Origin of the sequence: Leeuwenhoekiella sp. A2 (assembly GCF_047946655.1) — a bacterium.
In the GTDB taxonomy this organism is placed as follows: domain Bacteria; phylum Bacteroidota; class Bacteroidia; order Flavobacteriales; family Flavobacteriaceae; genus Leeuwenhoekiella.
In genome coordinates, this window is the sequence record NZ_CP172311.1 from 4,040,700 (window position 1) to 4,060,342 (window position 19,643).

General features: G+C 36.7%; 16 protein-coding genes. 12 read left to right on the forward strand and 4 right to left on the reverse strand.

Translation table 11 applies throughout. From position 1 onward, the window contains the following. The first annotated feature begins 40 nt into the window (after nt 1-40). Nucleotides 41-796: a glycosyltransferase family 2 protein gene (locus tag ACH3PA_RS17730; protein ID WP_416442506.1), complete on the forward strand. Its 756-nt coding sequence runs from the start codon at nt 41-43 to the stop codon at nt 794-796. A gap of 3 nt (nt 797-799) precedes the next feature. On the opposite strand, the gene ACH3PA_RS17735 is transcribed toward ACH3PA_RS17730, so the two are convergent. Further along, nucleotides 800-1,555, reverse strand: coding sequence for a lipopolysaccharide kinase InaA family protein (locus ACH3PA_RS17735; RefSeq protein ID WP_416442508.1), 756 nt, complete (start codon nt 1,553-1,555; stop codon nt 800-802). Between the two features lie 59 nt (nt 1,556-1,614). On the opposite strand from ACH3PA_RS17735, the gene ACH3PA_RS17740 reads away from it, so the two are divergent. From ACH3PA_RS17740 to ACH3PA_RS17765, 6 genes are all read left to right on the forward strand, one after another. Further along, complete coding sequence (locus tag ACH3PA_RS17740; protein ID WP_416442510.1) at nt 1,615-2,685, forward strand: glycosyltransferase family 4 protein; 1,071 nt, start codon at nt 1,615-1,617, stop codon at nt 2,683-2,685. Nucleotides 2,686-2,781: 96 nt separating this feature from the next. After that, nucleotides 2,782-3,342: an L-threonylcarbamoyladenylate synthase gene (locus ACH3PA_RS17745; RefSeq protein ID WP_416442512.1), complete on the forward strand. Its 561-nt coding sequence runs from the start codon at nt 2,782-2,784 to the stop codon at nt 3,340-3,342. A 6-nt stretch (nt 3,343-3,348) separates the two neighbouring features. Continuing rightward, nucleotides 3,349-4,779 (forward strand): CCA tRNA nucleotidyltransferase, encoded by a 1,431-nt coding sequence (locus ACH3PA_RS17750; RefSeq protein ID WP_416442514.1) that lies wholly within the window; start codon nt 3,349-3,351, stop codon nt 4,777-4,779. A gap of 12 nt (nt 4,780-4,791) precedes the next feature. After that, a complete protein-coding gene (locus ACH3PA_RS17755; protein WP_416442516.1) occupies nt 4,792-5,826 on the forward strand; it encodes a COX15/CtaA family protein in 1,035 nt (344 codons plus the stop codon). A gap of 32 nt (nt 5,827-5,858) precedes the next feature. Continuing rightward, the gene (locus ACH3PA_RS17760; protein ID WP_416442518.1) at nt 5,859-6,383 is read left to right on the forward strand and encodes an IS1096 element passenger TnpR family protein; all 525 of its coding nucleotides are present in this window, start codon (nt 5,859-5,861) and stop codon (nt 6,381-6,383) included. Between the two features lie 113 nt (nt 6,384-6,496). Then, entirely contained in the window at nt 6,497-7,555 is a 1,059-nt protein-coding gene (locus ACH3PA_RS17765; RefSeq protein ID WP_416442520.1) for a nucleoid-associated protein, read from the forward strand. On the opposite strand, the gene ACH3PA_RS17770 is transcribed toward ACH3PA_RS17765, so the two are convergent. Beyond that, nucleotides 7,552-8,625, reverse strand: a complete 1,074-nt coding sequence (locus tag ACH3PA_RS17770) for a hypothetical protein (RefSeq protein WP_416442522.1) — start codon at nt 8,623-8,625, stop codon at nt 7,552-7,554. The two genes, ACH3PA_RS17765 and ACH3PA_RS17770, sit on opposite strands and share 4 nt — an antisense overlap. A 91-nt stretch (nt 8,626-8,716) precedes the next feature. Between ACH3PA_RS17770 and ACH3PA_RS17775 the strand changes: the two genes are divergently transcribed. From ACH3PA_RS17775 to uvrB, 5 genes are all read left to right on the forward strand, one after another. Continuing rightward, nucleotides 8,717-9,616 carry an ABC transporter ATP-binding protein gene (locus tag ACH3PA_RS17775; RefSeq protein ID WP_416442524.1) on the forward strand — a complete coding sequence of 300 codons (900 nt, stop codon included), beginning with the start codon at nt 8,717-8,719 and terminating at the stop codon, nt 9,614-9,616. Nucleotides 9,617-9,621: 5 nt separating this feature from the next. Continuing rightward, the gene (locus tag ACH3PA_RS17780) at nt 9,622-10,458 is read left to right on the forward strand and encodes an ABC transporter permease (protein WP_416442526.1); all 837 of its coding nucleotides are present in this window, start codon (nt 9,622-9,624) and stop codon (nt 10,456-10,458) included. A 24-nt stretch (nt 10,459-10,482) separates the two neighbouring features. Beyond that, a complete protein-coding gene (locus ACH3PA_RS17785) occupies nt 10,483-13,200 on the forward strand; it encodes a T9SS type B sorting domain-containing protein (protein ID WP_416442528.1) in 2,718 nt (905 codons plus the stop codon). Nucleotides 13,201-13,280: 80 nt separating this feature from the next. Then, nucleotides 13,281-16,025: a T9SS type B sorting domain-containing protein gene (locus ACH3PA_RS17790; RefSeq protein WP_416442530.1), complete on the forward strand. Its 2,745-nt coding sequence runs from the start codon at nt 13,281-13,283 to the stop codon at nt 16,023-16,025. A 102-nt stretch (nt 16,026-16,127) separates the two neighbouring features. Next, nucleotides 16,128-18,128 (forward strand): excinuclease ABC subunit UvrB, encoded by a 2,001-nt coding sequence (gene uvrB, locus ACH3PA_RS17795; RefSeq protein WP_416442532.1) that lies wholly within the window; start codon nt 16,128-16,130, stop codon nt 18,126-18,128. Nucleotides 18,129-18,311: 183 nt separating this feature from the next. Here uvrB and ACH3PA_RS17800 read toward each other — a convergent pair whose 3' ends face one another. Then, complete coding sequence (locus ACH3PA_RS17800) at nt 18,312-18,755, reverse strand: Hsp20/alpha crystallin family protein (RefSeq protein WP_416442534.1); 444 nt, start codon at nt 18,753-18,755, stop codon at nt 18,312-18,314. A 178-nt stretch (nt 18,756-18,933) separates the two neighbouring features. Continuing rightward, nucleotides 18,934-19,284, reverse strand: a complete 351-nt coding sequence (locus tag ACH3PA_RS17805; protein ID WP_416442536.1) for a hypothetical protein — start codon at nt 19,282-19,284, stop codon at nt 18,934-18,936. Between the last annotated feature and the right edge of the window lie 359 nt (nt 19,285-19,643).

Here is a 19,643-nt window from a genome sequence, read left to right on the forward strand (position 1 = left end):
ATCTTAAAAAGTTTTTTAGATTTGGCAACTGCGTAATCCTATGAAGAAACTCACTGTTATCATCACTGTTTTTAATGAGTCTCACAATATTGAGGGAGTTTTAGAATCTGCTAATTTTGCAGATGAAATCATTGTAGTAGACTCTTTTAGCACAGATGACACGCTGCTCAAGGCGAAAAAATATACAGATCTAATTCTTCAAAGAAAGTATGAATATCCCGCTTCTCAAAAGAATTGGGCAATACCGCAGGCTGGCAATGAATGGATTTTGCTTCTTGATGCAGATGAGAGAGTAACCCCAGAATTAAAATCTGAAATTCAGAAAATCCTGGAAAATCCACCATCTGGTATTGCAGGTTTCTGGATTTACAGAAACAATCATTTTATGGGGCAACAGGTGCGCTATAGTGGCTGGCAGCATGATAAAGTGATACGTCTTTTTAAAAGAGACGAATGCGTTTACGAAGATAAAATGGTACACGAAGAACTTACTTCAAACGGTGAAATAGGTTTCTTAAAAAACAAGTTGTATCACAATACTTATGTAAACCTCGACAATTACATTCAAAAGCTAAATAGATATGCGTACTGGCAAGCTTTAGATTATGATAAGCATACTAACCGGTTAAGTTCCTTTCATTTTATTATAAAACCCGTCTGGAGATTCTTTAAACACTATATTTTACAACAGGGATTTAGAGATGGTGTTGTAGGCTTAACAATTAGTGTTTTACAAAGCTATGCTCTTTTTATGCGCTACGTTAAACTTTGGCTTTACAGACGCGGACAGAAATAATATCTATTTCTTCCAGAACTTTATTTTCTTTTTTAAACGCTTCTTTCGCTGAAAAGCTTCCTGAAATTCTACCGTACTTTGCCACATTTCGTCTACCGTCTTATTAGGATCAAGACCTGCAAGTCTGGCGTACTCTTTTGCCATAATTTCTACCATTTCCCGCTTTGGCGTAAGCCTTCTAAAATTGTTGATACGCGTTGCATGATCAAGTGGTTTAAAATCCATACGATTAAGATCTACCAGGTAAAATCTGTATTTATCTTCTTCAGTTTTTATCAAAGTATTCCCGGGAGAGTGGTCTAAAAAATGAATTCCTTTCTCATGCATTTCAAACGTAAATGCGGTAAAAGCTTTTAAAATATCTGCATTACCCACATATTTAGAATTGGCAATAAGTTCTCTATATGTTAAGTCGTATTCCAGAAACTCACATATATAATAACTTTTACCATACAGTAATGATTCTTGCTCAGCATAAGCCACGGGTTTGGGTGTGTCAATGTCTTGCTCCAGCAATCTGGTGGCGTATTCAAAAGAGCGCTGCGCTTTAGATTTTCTAAAAAAACGATATGCTATTTTATTTACCGTATTAGGAATTTTAAAAGACTTGATCGCTACTTTTACACCGTCAAGATCTACAATACGTATCTGGTTACGCCCACCGTCTGCAAGCATCTCGCCTTCTGCTTCAAAATTTTTGAGAAGCTGCTCTATCTTAAAAAGGTTATTTTTGTGCGCCGGGCTGCAAACGATTTTCATAGTCTTAATTATGCAGCAAAAGTAAATCTATTTCTATTGTTAAAAAACCTAAGCTCTATATGCCGCAGAATAAGACTATATTTTTAGAGTCGCACAATATTAAAAATCCATATTTTGGGTTTGGGCAATTTAATTATCACCTTATAAAAGGGCTATATCAGCAACAAGAAGACGAACTCGATATTACGCTTCACGCGAAAGATATCGACGTTTTAAAAAAGCAATTTGGTACTACTTTTAATTATAAAAAATACCACGCCTACCGCAGGTATCCTTTGTTTCGCATAAGCGAAAAATACAACCTCTGGCACTCTTTAAATCAGAACATTAAAATAGAACCTAAAGGCAATATTCCGTATTTAATGACGGTGCACGACATTCATTTTATTGAAGAAAACAGTGCAGATCCCAACCATGAAAGAAGTAAACGCTTTCGCGAAAAGCTACGTCGTTCCAGCGCTTTGGTTTACATATCAAACTTCGCAAAAGAAGATACGCACAACCATTTTAATGTGCCTAATATTCCGGAATATGTCATTTATAACGGAAATACGATACTGGATACAGAAATTCCTGCCGATTTTAATCCGAAAATAATACCCACACGACCATTTTTGTTCAGCATTGGCGAATTTACAGCGCGGAAAAACTTTAATTCTTTGGTCAAAATGTTGCCCTTTTTACCCGATTTTGACCTTGTTTTGGCAGGTAATAGTGACAAATCTTACACAGAAGAAATAAAAGCTACTATAACAAAACTGAAATTAGAAGGTCGGGTGCACATAACTGGGAAAATAAGTGAGTCTGCTAAAAAGTACTATTTAAAGAACTGTGCTGCATTTGTGTTCCCGTCATTGCGTGAAGGTTTTGGTATACCGCCAATAGAAGCCATGCGATATGGTAAACCTGTATTTCTTTCAAATAACACATCGCTGCCAGAAGTAGGAGGAGAAAATGCATTTTACTGGGATCATTATGACCCGGAATATATGGCAAAAACCTTCCTAAATGGCATGAAAATCGCACAAAACGACCCTGATTTCGCTACTAAAGTTACAGCACATGCTACCAGTTTTAATTGGGAAACAACCGCAAAACAATACATAGATGTATATAAAAGCCTGCTTTAAAACAGAATTATAGGGCAGCTTTCAGGGTTTTAAAGTAATTTTGCATCGTTAAAAATTTAAGATCTCAAAGCATGAATTTGAGGTAACAATACATATATGGTAGACGAAATAAAAGAAGCAATTGGCATTTTAAAAAAAGGCGGTCTCATTCTATATCCTACAGATACGGTATGGGGAATAGGATGCGATGCTACAAATCCCGGAGCTATAGATAAGGTTTACAAATTGAAGCAAAGAGCAGAAAGCCAGACAATGATCTGTCTTGTGCATGATTTTAAGATGCTTAATCAATATGTAGAAAACGTGCCTGAAGTTGCTTATGACATTTTAAAATACGCAGCTCAGCCTACTACAATTGTGTACGATGATCCCATTCGCGTGGCAGAGAATCTTATCGCCCCAGACAATACGCTTGCCATACGCGTTACCAAAGATGATTTTTGCAAGATGCTTGTAAGAAAATTTGGTCGCCCCATTGTTTCTACATCAGCAAATATTAGTGGTGAGCAAACACCGCAGTCATTTAAAGAAATAAGTCCCGCTATTTTGGAAGGCGTAGACTATGTAGTAAATTTGCACCACAATAGAAAATCGGCTAAACCTTCTACCATTATTAAGTTAAAAAATGATGGTCAGGTTAAAGTCCTACGAAAGTAAAGGTGCATGACAACCCCCAACTATAAGGGAGCCATTACCCATAAAATTTTTGACGTTATCTCAAACGCTTCTCAGGAACTAGGTGTAGACACTTATGTTATTGGGGGCTATGTGCGTGATTTTATTTTAGAACGTGGTAGTGCAAAAGATATTGATATTGTTGCTGTAGGCAGCGGTATAGAATTAGCTAAAAAAGTAGCTTCACTCCTGCCCCATAAACCAAAAGTGCAAGTCTTTAAAACATATGGCACCGCCATGTTGCGTGACAATGATCTTGAGATCGAGTTTGTAGGCGCGAGAAAAGAATCATACCATAAAGAAAGTCGTAATCCTGTGGTAGAAAATGGTTCTCTTCAAGACGATCAAAACAGGAGAGACTTTACAATAAATGCACTTGCCATAGGTCTTTCGCCAGCAATACATGGTAAATTGCTAGATCCTTTTAATGGTTTAGTAGATCTTGAAAGAGGAATAATTCGTACTCCGCTAGATCCAGACATCACATACAGTGACGACCCTTTGCGCATGATGCGCGCCATAAGGTTTGCTTCACAGCTTGATTTTATGATAGAGCGAGCTTCGCTTGAAGCTATTTCTAAAAATAACAAGCGCATAAGTATCATTACCAATGAACGCATTGTAGAAGAGTTGCACAAGATCATGCTGAGCAAAAAACCTTCTAAAGGCTTTTTACTTCTTGAAAAAACAGGTCTGCTTCCTTTCGTTTTGCCAGAGCTTACTGCTCTTAAAGGTATAGAAGAAAAAGAAGGACAAAAACATAAAGACAATTTCTACCATACACTTGAAGTTGTAGATAATATTGCAGAAAATACTGATGATCTTTGGTTACGATGGGCTGCATTGCTGCATGATATAGGTAAAGCGCCCACAAAAAGATTTGACAAAAAAATAGGCTGGACCTTTCACGGTCATGAATTTGTAGGTTCTAAAATGGTATTTAAACTTTTTAAACGTTTAAAGATGCCATTAAATGAAAAGATGAAATTCGTGCAAAAAATGGTGCTTATGAGTTCGCGCCCTATAGTAATTGCAGAAGAATTTGTGACAGATAGTGCCGTACGCAGATTAATTTTTGATGCAGGCGAAAATCTGGAAGATCTCATGACGCTTTGTGAAGCAGATATTACAACCAAAAATCCTAAGAGATACAAGCGTTATCACAATAACTTTAAACAGGTACGCCAAAAGGTAAAAGAAGTTGAAGAGCGCGATCATGTGCGCAACTTTCAGCCGCCGGTATCTGGTGAAGAGATCATGAAAACCTTTAATCTTAAACCTTCACGGGAAATAGGAATAATTAAAGACGCTATAAAAGAAGCGATTCTTGAAGGCGAGATTGCAAACAACCACACCGAAGCACAAGAATTTATGCTAAAGAAAGGCGAAGAGATTGGTCTTAAAGTGGCAGATAATTAAAAATCAAGAGAATTGTATAGAAAATCTGTTTTAATCTCCCTGATTCTGGTTTACATGGTTGTGGTAGCCGGCGCAGTTGTGAGAATGACCGGGAGCGGGATGGGATGTCCTGACTGGCCTAAATGCTTTGGTTACATTATACCACCTACACAGGAAAGTGAATTAAGATGGCAACCCAACCGCTCGTATGAAGAAGGTCAGGTAATTATTGTAGATGAAAGCCTGCGCGTAGCCAATCACGATTTCACTACAGGTGCATTATTTTCAAATAAAAATTGGTCTACTTACGACAAGCACGATTATGCTATTTTCAATCCGTTGCATACGTGGGTAGAATATATTAATCGCTTAGTAGGAGCCATAGCAGGATTTGCAGTTCTTATTATGGCCATTTTGAGCATAAAATTCCGGAAAAAGAAAAAGCGTATTCCGCTACTTTCCTGGCTCACTGTTTTTCTTATGGGTTTTCAGGGCTGGATAGGTGCTACTGTTGTTTATTCTGTACTGTCTCCGGTTAGAATAACGATTCATATGGTGATCGCTTTGGTCATTATAGCAGTATTGATGTATCTTCTTTTTCTTGCCAAATCAAAAACGGTAAAGTTCACTTTTGATAAAAACTTCAGAAACGGGATGTGGCTTGCTTTGGCTTTAAGCCTGATACAAATCGCTATGGGAACTCAGGTACGCCAGTTTGTAGATGAGCAGGTAGACCTTGTAGGTTATGCCGCCAAATATCTGTGGCTAAGTGATCCTGATTTTGCTTTTTACTTTCACCGGTCTTTTTCTATTGTGGTACTTGCTATTAATGTGTGGCTGTTTTTTAGAAACAAAAAATTAGCTTTAGGTCATAATTTAATGAACTGGGTCATGATTATAATAGGCATTGAGATTGTCACGGGTATACTAATGTATTACTTCGATTTTCCATATTTAACTCAGCCTGTTCACCTTATTTTAGCATCTGTACTTTTCGGAATTCAATTTTATATTCTCCTCACTTCAGTGAAAGAAAACGAAAGTATAAAATTGACAACTGCATCGTAAATTGTATCTTTGTGGGCTAAAATTTTGATGCTATGATTTACCGGTTCCGTGTGATTCTCGACACCGAAGAGGATATATTTAGAGACATAGAAATACAGCAAGATGCACCTCTTGAAGACTTTCATAATGCCATAACCCAGTCTTTTGGTTTTGATGGTACAGAGATGGCTTCTTTCTTTACAAGTGATGACGAGTGGAGACAGGATGAAGAGATCGCCCTTTTTGATATGGGAGAATCTGAAAATCCTGTGCGTGTTATGAGCGAGACAAACGTAGATGAAGTGGTTTCTACAGAAAACACAAGACTTATCTATGTATACGATTTTTTAAGCATGTGGACGTTTTTTGTTGAGCTTGCAGATGTGGCAGAACCTGTAGAAGGTACTTTATATCCTAATCTAATGTATGTGCACGGGCAAATACCAGACCAGGCGCCACCCACAGATTTTTCTGGCGATGAAGATGCAGATACAGATGAGGATGATTTTGAAGATTATGATGATGACTACGACGTAGAAGATTATGAAGGTCTTGATTTTGATGAAAATTGGAATTAATAAAAGCCCGATTTTCTCCTCATAATAGCTGATTTTATTACTGTTTTACCCATTTTTTACCCCTAAAAATCGGTTTTTTTAGGCTCAAATCTACCCAAAATTCAAGATTACAGATGATCAATTTATATGCTGCCCAGATAGAATCGCTTTCTATACATCGCATTGGTAATAAAAGCCGTACAGAAGGTGTATTTCTGTCTAAAGAACAGTACAATCTCAATGATGAGATAACGCCACTTATAAAAGAGTTTTTCTTTAAAAGCTTTCGCGAAAAAGAAGAAAATTACTATCACTTTAGTCATGAGGCAGATCTTGAGTTCAACTCATTGTACAACATGGCAGCAAATATGTTTGCAAGCCCTGCACAGGCACATGAGATATCTGTAGAGATCGCAAAACATCTATATGACCAGAGCAGTCACCCGCACATAAAACCAGGTGAGTTGTATGTTGCCCACATTACTGGCGTTATGCTTGACAATGTGAAAACTGATGTTTTGGGTATATTTAAATCTGAATTAAAGCAAGACTTTTTACAATTTCGCGAAGGCGAAGAAAACCTCAACATGCTTCTTGAGCAAGGGGTGAGCCTGAGTAAATTAGATAAAGGAGCGCTTATTTTTAATAGCAAAGCAGAAGAGGGTTACAAAGTATTATCTGTAGATTCTAATCGCTATGATACTAAATACTGGCTTGAGAATTTTATGGGCGTAGAAATGCTGGCTGATGATAATTTTTATACAAAAAAGTATTTAAAATTCTGTCAGGACTTTGCTAAAGACGTTGTATTACCGGCAGAAGACAAGAAAGAGGAAGTAATGTTCATGAACAGAGCTGTAAATCACTTTGCTAAGAACGACAACTTTGAAGAGTCTGCTTTTGTTAATGACGTTTTAGAAAATCCCGCTTTAATACCAGAATTTCAAAACTACAAAACAGACCGAGCGCCTAAATACAAAATAGAAGATCTTACTTCTTTTCCCATTGCAAATACCGCCGTTACTGCTGCTCGCAAAAAGATGAGAAATGTTATCGATCTGGATACGCACATCCAGATAAAGATGGATTTCATCAATCCTGAAAGTGCAGAAAAGTTTGTAGAAAAAGGCTGGGATGAAGAAAAACAGATGTATTACTATCTGGTTTATTTCAACAAAGAGCAAAAAAGCTAGTAAGAGGCTTGCATAAGCCGCTGCATATTTACATCTTCATAATTACGTTTCACAAAATCAAGGGCAGTTTTCACGATCTGCCCCATAGATTTTGCGCGCTTAAATTTCATATCCATCGTATAATCGTAAAGTTCGTTACGCAGGCGTTTCAGATTTTCTTCAGAAGAAACCGTATCGGTTGTCATGCATTTTAAAAGTCGACGTAATCTGGTTTTTGAAGTAATAATACGCTTAGCAAGTACAGCCCGCTCTTCTTTACGGTACTGCTCAATAGAGTTGTTTCCTAAAAGATTAGAAACAAGTTCTACCATTTTAAAGTTTTCTTTGAACAAATGGGGTTTATATACTTTAAAATTACCTTCATAGCACTGCTGATCAAAATCTATCGCTCGCAGTTTATATTTAATGTGGTCAAAATCGTGCGTGGGTATTACCACATAATTGTATGAACGCATATCCCCTAATAATAAGATCATACAGCGCTCGTTGAATTTAACAAACTCTTTCGCGATCTGTGATTTACCCACATGATCACAGTCTGCCAGATAATTATTTATAAACTCATCACCCGGTATACCTGTAATATGCTCTTCAATAAGTGTGTCTTTATACACCAAAAAGTTGATACGATTAGGAGAAAGAATATGCTCAAGTTCAAGACCATAGATACGACTGGCATCTGCTCTTTTCACATAAAAATAGGTGTAATTGTCATTAAAAATATTCTTGATCTTAACTCTAAAAGGTTTAGAATTACCAAACGTGCAATAGTCTATTGCCGCTACATCAAGAAAAGGCAAAATATTCTCATTACCATCAGAATGCAAAATAGCGTATACTCTTTTTAAACTGGTGTAGATGCTTTCACGCTCGTGATCTGGGTAGTAAACGCTTATCCATAACGTGTCATTATCGTTCTTATCATACACACTAATACCTCCCGAAAATCTCAACAAATCGTCGTAAAACACAGGTATTTTAGTATCTCTGCTATATTTAACCAGATATTCTTTTAATGTATTGCCAATGGGATAAGTTGGCTTTTTACGTGACATTAATCTTTCTTGCATACGAGTGGCATTTGTGTAAAGATAAGAAAGCCTGTAACAAATAGTACACTCATGCGTCTTGTAAGAGAACACCAATCAAAACATCTATATATTGGATACGATTCTAACTATTAACGGCCTCTCAAAAAGGTATGGGCCTGTGCAAGCTGTTAATGACCTCACTTTTACAATAAGCAAAGGCAATGTCTACGGAATTTTAGGACCTAACGGAAGTGGTAAATCTACCACACTGGGCATGGTTCTAAATGTGGTAAATCCCACTTCTGGGAATTTTCATTGGTTTGATGGTTCAGATTCTACTCATCAGGCACTCAAAAAAGTAGGAGCTATAATAGAGCGACCTAACTTTTACCCATACATGACGGCCCAACAGAATCTAAATCTGGTTTGTCAAATAAAGGGCGTATCTCCCACAAAAATTGATGAAAAGCTTGAAATAGTAGGTTTGCTGGAGCGAAAAAACAGCAAGTTCAAAACGTTCTCTCTGGGTATGAAACAGCGCCTGGCTATAGCCTCTGCCCTGCTTAACGATCCTGAAATATTAATTCTTGATGAACCTACTAACGGATTAGACCCCCAGGGTATTCATCAAATACGTGAGATCATAAAAAAGATTGCAGCAGATGGCACTACAATTCTGCTTGCTTCTCACTTACTTGACGAAGTCGAAAAAGTTTGTTCACATGTGGTGATCATACGCAAGGGAGTTAAACTTTATGCAGGACCTGTAGATGAACTCAATGCAAGTCATGGCTTTTTTGAAGTGAAATCTCATCAGGAAACAGAGCTACTGCGATTTTTTGATAATAATCCCGATTTTTTAAGTGTAAAGACCGAAAATGGATTAATCACGGCATTTTTAGCCACTCCGCTTAGCGCAGAAGATCTAAACAAACAGCTCTTTAACCAAGGTATTGTTCTTTCTCACCTCGTTAAGAGAAAAGAGAGTCTTGAAGAACAATTTTTACAACTTACCAGCAACTTAAATTAAGCCCCATGTTTAGATTACTGAATATAGAATTACATAAACTCAAATACAGCAGGTCTTCTAAAATTCTTGCTGCGACATATTTTATAATCCTTTCATTTATTGCACTAATTGCTTCAATAGAATTCAATTTTGGCGATGTGCATATCCGCATAGCAGATCAGGGTATTTTTAATTTTCCGTTTATCTGGCATTTCAATACATATATAGCCGCAATACTTAAATTCTTTCTTGCGATCGTTATCGTCTCGATGATGTCTAATGAATATACAAATCGCACACTCAAACAAAACCTGATCGATGGATTAAGCAAACAGGAATTTGTATTGTCAAAATTCTATACTGTTCTGGCATTTGCACTTATCTCTACCTTCTTTGTTTTTGTTCTAAGTGTTATTCTGGGATACTCATTTTCAGATTATACAGAATTTGGTATCGTAACCCGCGAGATGGATTTTCTTTTCGCTTATTTTCTTAAACTGGTTGGTTTCTTCTCTTTTTGTTTATTCCTGGGGGTTTTAGTCAAAAGATCTGCGTTTGCGTTGGGTTTTCTCTTTGTCTGGTGGATCGTGGAAAATATAATTTATGCATTTCTAAATTTTAAGGTTTTCCCGGAAAGCGACACAGCAGATAAGATCATGCAATTCTTTCCGCTTGAATCTATGAGCAACCTGATTAACAGACCGTTTGAGCGACTTGATTTTATAAAAACAGCTGCAAACCAGCTCAAAGCAGATATTGCGATAGACTATGCAGTGCATTGGTACGAGATATTGATTGTAAGCGGGTGGGTATTCCTTTTTATTTATGGTACCTACGCCTTGTTAAAAAAGCGCGATTTATAGTATTTTAGTAGCTTAATTGCTGCTATGAAATTATTTTGGTGCTTTGTCTTTTGCGTATTTACTACATATTTTGCTTCAGGCCAGGGCGCTGCAAATAATTGGTATTTTGGCCAGAAGGCGGGACTCAATTTTACAACTTCACCTCCTACTGCCGTGCAGAACGGCAATTTATCTACAGTAGAAGGTTGTGCAACTATTTCTGATGAAAGGGGTCAATTGCTTTTTTATACAGATGGCAAGACAGTTTACAATCAAAACCATGAAGTGATGGAAAACGGGAGCGGTTTGTTTGGGAACGCTTCCAGTACGCAGTCTGCCATTATAATTCCTAAACCCGGAGATCCTAATATTTTTTACGTATTCACGATGGATTCCCTTTTTGATACAGAAAACTATCATGGCTTAAACTATTCTATAGTTGATTTTACTACAAATCCGTTAGGTGCTGTTACTCAAAAAAATATTCATCTGCTTAATTACGCCACAGAAAAACTTAGTGCTGTTATTCAAGGTTGCGACAGTGATTCTGTATGGGTAGTTACACTTTCTAACAGTTCTGGCCAAAACAATAATCAAAACATAAATACTTTTTTCACGTATGCAGTAACACCTGACGGCGTAAACACTACACCTGTAAAATCGACTCTGGGAGTTTCTATTGATGATAACAGAGGGAATCTAAAGTTTTCACCAAACGGTCAAATGCTTGCTGCTGCTAATGGAACTGCTCCCTTATATTTAATGGATTTTGACTCAGAGACAGGAAAGGTTGCAAACCCTATGTCAATAGCAGTTCATGGCCCTAATTATGCGGTTTATGGCGTAGAGTTTTCTCCTAATAATAGATTCTTATATATCGACAGTTTTAATAACTTAGACTCTAATGGCCCTCCCTCAGCAAACAGATCATCGCTAGTACAATACGATCTTGAAAGTACTTATATAGGAGACAGTCAAATAGAACTTCATTTTGAGAATTATTATCGCGGTAGCCTACAATTGGGTCCTGATGGTAAAATTTACAGAGCATTAAGCAGAGGTTATTATGACGGTCTGCCATACCTGGGAGTTATAGAAAATCCCAATGAACCGGGGTTTGCGTCAAATTATGTTGATAAAGCTATTTTTTTAGGTCAGGGGTTAAGTTTTCAGGGATTACCTCCGTTTAATCAATCCCTTTTTAATACTATAGATATCATACAAAACAATCTGAGTACTTCTCAATTAAATTTGTGCGAAAGGGAAACTTACACTCTAAAATACGATTTGATTCCGGGTGCTACATACCGCTGGTTTTTAGATGGGAATGAAATAGCGGGAGAAACCACTAATGAATTAGACATTGCAGAAGATCCTAATGCGCCGTTCCCACAAATAGCCGACTATAAATTACTCGTAGATCTTAATGATGGAAGTACCTGTGAGAAAAAAGGAATTGCAGCTGTAACTTATTACGCCCTTCCCAAATCTGGTGCCCAGAAACCAAAATTATTACAATGCGAAGATTCTGAGACCGCAGATGGTTATAGTTTGTTTAATCTTGACGAAATCACAGACGTCTTAACAGACAATAATCCTACAATTAATGTTTCATTTTATCACACACAAGGTGATGCCGAAACCATGACAGATTCTATCAACCCGTATGGTTATGAAAACAGCTTACCCCTTGAAACACTTTATACAAGACTAACAAACAGAGCAGATTGTTCTATCATTCTTCCTTTTGATATAGAAGTAAGTAGTATACAGGCAGGCAATGCAACACTTTATGCCTGCGACGAAAATCAGGATGGATTTGCCAATTTTTCGCTTGTAGAAGCTAAAAATCAGCTTTTACCAAATAATAATTCGGCAGAATTTACCTTTTATAAAACTAAAGATGGTGCATTATTAGAAAATCCTGATGAGTTGCTTACAGATGACTATATAAATGAAATACCAGATAATCAGATCGTATATGCACGGATAGAAAATGACAACTCATGCTATGCCATTAATGAAGTCAACCTGCTTATTGCCCCAGAACCTGATTTTGAACTAATGGCCGAAACGCTGTATTGCACAAACAACTATCCGGAAAAAATACAGATTATTCCAGATTTTCAACCAGATCCCAGTCAAAATTATAGTTATGAGTGGATGCCCGAAGGACAAACTACTCCATATTTAGAAACTAATCTTGTTGGCAATCATACTCTTACTATAACCAATATAAATACAGGCTGTTCAAGTTCTAAATCTGTAAATATTATAGGTCGCGATCTACCATCCATATCTTCTGTAGATGTGGTAGATGTTTCAGATAATAATACAGCTACTATTACCGCAACCGGCGATGGTACTTTACAATATGCGTTAGATGAGCTTGGTCCCTATCAGGAAAGCAATATTTTTACTAATCTTCAACCCGGTTTTTATACGGTTTATGTAAGATCTCTTGAAACATGTGGAAATTCTACGCTTGACTTTAGCGTAATAGGCTATGCCAGGTTTTTTACTCCTAATGCAGATGGTTACCACGATTATTGGCAGGTACAAGGTATTAGCAACCTCATACAGCCAAAAACCAGCATCTTAATTTTTGACAGATTTGGCAAATTAATAAAACAACTCGACCCACTTTCGCAAGGCTGGGATGGCACATACAGAGGTAAAGTAATGCCCGCTGATGATTATTGGTTTCATGTGATTCTACAGGATGGTAGAGAATTTAAATCCCATTTTACTTTAAAAAGGTAAGAAACCTTATAATTCCGCCTGAGCTAACCTTTGTAAAATATCCTAATAAGAGTGATTTTATTATGATATATTTAAAGCTGATGAAATTATTACAATTTTTACTTATACTAAGTCTTTTTTCTTTCAAGTCATATGCACAAAAAGAAGCTGCTAACTGGTATTTTGGTGTTAGAGCTGGTTTACATTTTGAAGGAAATGGCAACCCTACTCCCATACAAGGCCATCTGGCAACTGTAGAAGGCTCCGCTTCAATTTCTGACAGAAACGGCAACTCTCTTTTTTATACTGATGGAATGACCGTATACGATCGCAGAGGAGAAATTATGCTAAATGGTACGGGTTTAAAAGGAAATGTCTCAAGCACCCAATCTGCTATTATTGTGCCTCGTCCTGCCAATCCCGGAAGGTATTTTATTTTTACTATTGATAAACCAGATTATAGTGATGTGAAAGATGACCCCATAGAAGGTGTTAATTTTTCTGAGGTTGACATGTCGTTAAATAATGGCTATGGTGCTATAATTCCAGACAAAAAAAATATACATTTAATTACTTACAACACTAACGATCCTGTAGAAAGCGAGTATAAAAGTTCGGAAAAGATCACTGCCGTAGTTAGTGGAGACTGTGAATCTTACTGGGTTCTTACTCAATTTACAAATAAGTTTTATGCATTTAATGTAAGTTCTTCAGGAGTGAATACTTCACCCGTAATTTCGACTTTATCGCGTAATTTCCCGCCTATTATTGATGGAAATGATGTAAATATAACAGCAAAAGGATACCTTAAATTTTCGCCAAACGGTGAAAAAATTGCTGCAGCCTATTCAGGCACTTCATTGGGAAGCCCACGTACCGGTAGTAAAAATACAGGACAGGTATATCTTTACGACTTTGACGACATTTCCGGAAAGGCTTCAAATGATGAACTTATTCTCAACAATAAATATCCTTACGGTGTTGAGTTTTCCCCCAAGAGCACAAAGCTATACATTACTTCAAACACCTATAGTGCTGACGATATTGTACAAAGTGGAGAATTGTATCAATTTGATTTAAACAGCTCTAACATACTGTCTTCAAGAACAACAATTAACAGTTCAAATAATGTTACGGGAGCCTTACAACTTGCTTTAAATGGTAAAATTTATCGGGCAGGCTACCCTGCTTTAACCGGAGCGGAAAATCATACTTCCCTATCTGTTATTAATAACCCTGAAGAATTAGGTAGTGCTTGTAATTATTCATCAAATTCAGTTAATATATCTCCATCATTCGTACGATTAGGGCTCCCTCCTTTTATACAATCATTATTTAATACCACTTTTGATTATGAGGATGCGTGTTTTGATGAAGCTACAACATTTATAATAAAAGACACAGATTATGATAGCGTAGAATGGGATTTTGGCGATGGTGTTACCTCTGTAGAGGAAAATCCTTCACACGTTTTTGAACAACCGGGAACATATACGGTAGTGCTTACTAAATTTAATAATGGTATTCCTTCAGAACCTATTTGCAAAGAAATAGAGATAGTCAAAATTCCAGATCTTACTGAAGATTTTGTCCTTAGACAATGTGATATTGACAAGGCAGCAGATGGTCTCACTACTTTCAATCTTTTGTTGGCAAGAGATTATTTAACTGCAGGTCAAAATTCATTACAGGTTTATTTTTACGAGCAGTTACAGAATGCACTCGATGATGAGAATAATGAAGAATCTCTGGATAATATTTATACAAACAAAGAACCAGACCAGATCTTATACGCAAAGGTCGTAGGTGGTGGCACGAGTTGTTACGACATCACAGAAATAAAATTAAAAACGACAGAAAGTATATCTATAAATCCTTCGCCTGTAAAGGAATGCGATTTTGGTGATGGTAAGGGAAACTTCAACTTTGTGAATATAGAAGCTAAAATTAAACAAGAGCTTAATCTTGATGCGGCGATCAATTTGACCTTTCACACAAATGAAGATGATGCCGCCTTTGGTGAAAACCCTTTACCGGCAGATTATACTTCTGAGCCCAGAACTGTATATATTCGTGCAGAAGATGAAAATATATGCTATGGTTTCGGTAAGATTGATTTAGAATTAAAATCATTCCCAAACTTTGTGAATGCTGTTGAAAAAAATGTGTGTGCAGCCGATTTTCCTATTGAAATAGGCGATATTATTTCTATTAACTCTGCATCAAATTATGAGTTAAACTGGAATACAGGAGAGAATACACCCACAATTGTAATAGACAGTATTGGTATGTATACCTTAACTATAAGTGATCCCGAATTAGATTGCGCTGCGATAATAGATTTTAATATTCAATCAACAACGGCACCCATAATTTCTGATATAAATCAAGATTTTGATGGTAAAAGCACCACACTTACTGTTCATGTAAACAATACAGTATCGCAAACATTATATGCGCTTGACTATATAAATGGGTCATATCAGGAATCTCCTGTATTTACAAATGTCCCATATGGTGAACACATAGTATATGCAAAAGATACAAATGGCTGTGACGTGAGTGAATATAACTTGACTGTTTTTGGTATTCCTCAATACTTCACACCCAATAATGACGGTTATCACGACTTATGGCTTCCATACACTTATGACGATCCTGAATATGAAATTGACAGAATATTTATCTATGACAGGTTTGGTAAACTTTTAATTCAGCTGGATCCTGAAGGTGAAGGCTGGGACGGCACTTATCGTGGTAAGCTGATGCCTACAGATGATTATTGGTTTCAAGTTTCGCTTAAAGATGGAAGAGATTTTAAAGGTCACTTTACATTAAAGCGGTAAACCGAATATTTGTCTTAATAAGGCGTTAATTATCTGGCGGGCTTTCTTCAACGTTTCCTATACACTTTAAAATAGCGTAATTTTGCTTTAAAACACGGCGACTTGAAATTCAATATTGTATCAGATTTTTTACCCACCGGGGATCAACCCGAAGCTATTAAACAGTTAGTTGAAGGCTTAAATGCAAAAGAAAGATATCAAACTCTTTTAGGTGTAACAGGAAGTGGTAAAACCTTTACTGTTGCTAATGTTGTTGAGCGCGTACAAAAACCCACGCTTGTCTTAGCACACAACAAGACTCTCGCCGCCCAGCTTTATAGTGAGTTCAAGGCATTTTTTCCTGAAAATGCTGTTGAGTATTTTGTGTCGTATTACGATTATTATCAACCGGAAGCTTACATTCCTACATCGGGAACTTATATCGAGAAAGATCTTTCTATAAATGAAGAGATAGAAAAATTGCGTCTTAGTGCAACATCCGCTCTGCTTTCCGGTAGACGTGATGTACTTGTGGTTGCTTCAGTTTCCTGTTTGTATGGTATTGGTAATCCTGTTGAATTTCAGAAGAATGTGGTTTCCATTAAAACCGATGAAATCATTAGCCGTACGCAGCTGCTAAAACGACTTGTACAGAGTTTGTACAGCCGTACTGAAGCAGATTTTAACCGTGGTAATTTTAGAATAAAAGGAGACACCGTAGATGTGTTTCCCGGTTATGCAGACAATGCATATCGTATTCATTTCTTTGGTGATGAAATTGAAGAAATAGAATCTTTTGATCCGCTAACTAACGAGGTTCTTGCGAAAACTGAAAGGCTTAATATTTACCCGGCAAACATGTTTGTTACGAGTCCGCATCGCTTGCAGGGAGCTATTGACCAGATAAGTATTGATCTGGGCAAACAAGTAGAATATTTTAAGGAAATAGGAAAACACTTAGAGGCAAAACGCCTGGAAGAACGTACTAATTTTGACCTTGAGATGATTAGAGAACTCGGTTATTGTTCAGGTATTGAAAACTATTCGCGTTATCTGGACGGCAGAGAACCCGGTACACGCCCCTTCTGTCTTTTAGATTATTTTCCTGATGACTTTTTAATGGTGGTTGATGAAAGTCACGTTACAGTCTCGCAGGTAAGTGCGATGTATGGTGGCGATAGGAGCAGGAAAGAAAATCTGGTAGAGTACGGTTTTAGACTTCCTGCAGCTATGGATAACAGACCCCTTAAATTTGAAGAATTTGAAGCACTGCAAAATCAGGTTATCTATGTAAGTGCAACCCCTGCAGATTATGAATTGCAGAAGTCTGAAGGAACGTATGTTGAGCAAATTATAAGACCTACAGGACTTCTTGATCCTATTGTAGAAGTGCGGCCAAGTTTAAACCAGATAGATGATCTTATTGAAGAAATAAATAAACGAGTAGAAAAAGATGAGCGTACGCTGGTGACAACGCTTACCAAGAGAATGGCGGAAGAGCTTACCAAATACCTAACCCGTATAGACATTCGTACACGATACATACACTCAGATGTTGATACGCTTGAGCGTGTAGAGATCATGCAGGAACTACGCGAAGGTATTTTTGATGTACTCGTAGGTGTTAACTTATTGCGTGAAGGGCTGGATCTTCCTGAAGTTTCGCTCGTAGCGATTCTAGATGCAGACAAAGAAGGTTTCTTAAGAAGTAATCGCTCCCTGACGCAAACCATTGGTAGAGCTGCGCGTAATATAAATGGTAAGGCAATCATGTATGCAGACAAGATCACGCGAAGTATGCAGGAGACAATAGATGCCTCAGAATATCGCAGACAGAAACAGATCGATTACAATACAAAACATAATCTTACCCCAATGGCGATTAAAAAATCGCTTAATAATGCTTTAGCGAAAAAAGAAAAATATAAGGTTGAAGCTGCAGAACTTTCAGGTTTAGCTGCAGAGCCAGACACTGCTTATATGAGCAAAGGTCAACTGGAAAAAATGATACGAGATACCAGAAAATCTATGGAGACAGCTGCAAAAGAACTCGATTTTATGGAAGCTGCCAGATTGAGAGATCAAATAAAAAGCTTGCAGGAAAAGGCTAAAGAACTCGCTTAAAATCGGCTTTTAAGGCATAAAATCGGTTAAAACATTGAGATTTTTAGATATTAAAAGCTTAACGCTAAAAAGAAATTAAGCAAATCTATATCTAGTAGAATGTGTCAAAACTCTTGATCTTAAAAGATCGCATAAAAAAAGACCTGCAATGCAGGTCTTTTTTCTTCAGTAATTACATCAAGCTTAGGCAATTTCTATTAATCTTTTTGCCTGTACCTTTGCTTCTTCTTTCTTAGGGATAGAGATGTTAAGTACACCATTTAAATAATTTGCACTTATTTTTTCACTCTCTACACTTTCAGGAAGGCTAAATGCGCGTTTAAAAGTGCTGTAGCTAAATTCTCTACGTGTGAATCTGCCTTTATCATCAGCAGTTTCATTTTCATGTCTTTCTTCGGCAGAGATAGTCAAGACATCATTATCTAATTCAATATTAAAATCTTCTTTCTCTTTGCCGGGAGCTGCTACTGCAACCTCAAAGCTGTCATCTCTTTCTACAATGTTTACAGCAGGAATACTAACGCCTATGTTATTGACATTACTTGTCCCTCCTAACCAATCTGTTTTAAACATATCATCAAAAATTGATGGCAACCAGTTTTCGTTTGTTCTCTTAATTAAGCTCATATCTGTAAGTTTTAAATTTGACTTTTAATTTTACAATTGTCTATTAGCAATTTAAATACCAGCTAAAATAAACAGACTATTTGTCTGTTTTAGCGCAATTACAGATGTCATTTTGTCAAAAATAGAAAGACCGACCATTGCTGACCGGTCTTTCCAAAATTCAAGAACAATTGACTAACTAATTAAGTTTTTCTAATTTGACAGGCATAAAATAATTTATGTTCTTTTTAGTAGGACTAGTTAATTTTTGATAATTAAGGCGTGACTTGATGTAAGTCTCAACTTGTGGATCATCAGTTTTTACTTCTAATACAACGATTTCATTTTCTTTGTTTACTGTAAATGTCACCATTGTTTCGACGTCATTTTTGAAATCAAATTTATGCTTGTCGAGCATTTTTCCCACCTCAGTATTAATTGTTACTGGTTTAACAGGTTTGTCATCTGTTGTTGGTTCTGTTGTTGTTGCGAAGATCGCGCTGCTTCCTGTTAATGCTAAGGCTAACAGCAGTGTTTGCATTGTTTTCATAATTGTTTGATTAAAGATTGATGTTACTAATAAGACTGATTAGCAAAGCTTTAGTTACAGTCTAATTTAAATTTTAACGTTTTTTAACGTTTCAGTTCGTTTATGATATAATTCCTGATTAGAGAATTTGTTCCTGAATTTTCTCAATTTAAAATTCAATTTTATACCACAAATATTTATTTCAAAACTATTCAATTAAGTAGTAATCCAGTTTAAAAGAACACTACCAAATCGATATATAAATGTAAGGAGGAAAACGCGATTTTATCCCGGAAAAACCCTAATTAACATCCATTTTATCCCCTAAATAATCCGATTTTCATAGGTATTTACTCGATTTTTCATCCTTGTTTACGAAA

Bases quoted from the DNA above. Each gene is read 5' to 3' on its own strand.
- ACH3PA_RS17730 (WP_416442506.1), top strand. From the start codon at position 41: ATGAAGAAACTCACTGTTATCATCACTGTTTTTAATGAGTCTCACAAT.
- ACH3PA_RS17790 (WP_416442530.1), top strand. From the start codon at position 13,281: ATGAAATTATTACAATTTTTACTTATACTAAGTCTTTTTTCTTTCAAG.
- ACH3PA_RS17740 (WP_416442510.1), top strand. From the start codon at position 1,615: ATGCCGCAGAATAAGACTATATTTTTAGAGTCGCACAATATTAAAAAT.
- ACH3PA_RS17745 (WP_416442512.1), top strand. From the start codon at position 2,782: ATGGTAGACGAAATAAAAGAAGCAATTGGCATTTTAAAAAAAGGCGGT.
- ACH3PA_RS17750 (WP_416442514.1), top strand. From the start codon at position 3,349: ATGACAACCCCCAACTATAAGGGAGCCATTACCCATAAAATTTTTGAC.
- ACH3PA_RS17770 (WP_416442522.1), bottom strand. From the start codon at position 8,625: ATGCAAGAAAGATTAATGTCACGTAAAAAGCCAACTTATCCCATTGGC.
- ACH3PA_RS17805 (WP_416442536.1), bottom strand. From the start codon at position 19,284: ATGAAAACAATGCAAACACTGCTGTTAGCCTTAGCATTAACAGGAAGC.
- ACH3PA_RS17780 (WP_416442526.1), top strand. From the start codon at position 9,622: ATGTTTAGATTACTGAATATAGAATTACATAAACTCAAATACAGCAGG.
- ACH3PA_RS17735 (WP_416442508.1), bottom strand. From the start codon at position 1,555: ATGAAAATCGTTTGCAGCCCGGCGCACAAAAATAACCTTTTTAAGATA.
- ACH3PA_RS17785 (WP_416442528.1), top strand. From the start codon at position 10,483: ATGAAATTATTTTGGTGCTTTGTCTTTTGCGTATTTACTACATATTTT.
- ACH3PA_RS17800 (WP_416442534.1), bottom strand. From the start codon at position 18,755: ATGAGCTTAATTAAGAGAACAAACGAAAACTGGTTGCCATCAATTTTT.
- ACH3PA_RS17760 (WP_416442518.1), top strand. From the start codon at position 5,859: ATGATTTACCGGTTCCGTGTGATTCTCGACACCGAAGAGGATATATTT.
- ACH3PA_RS17765 (WP_416442520.1), top strand. From the start codon at position 6,497: ATGATCAATTTATATGCTGCCCAGATAGAATCGCTTTCTATACATCGC.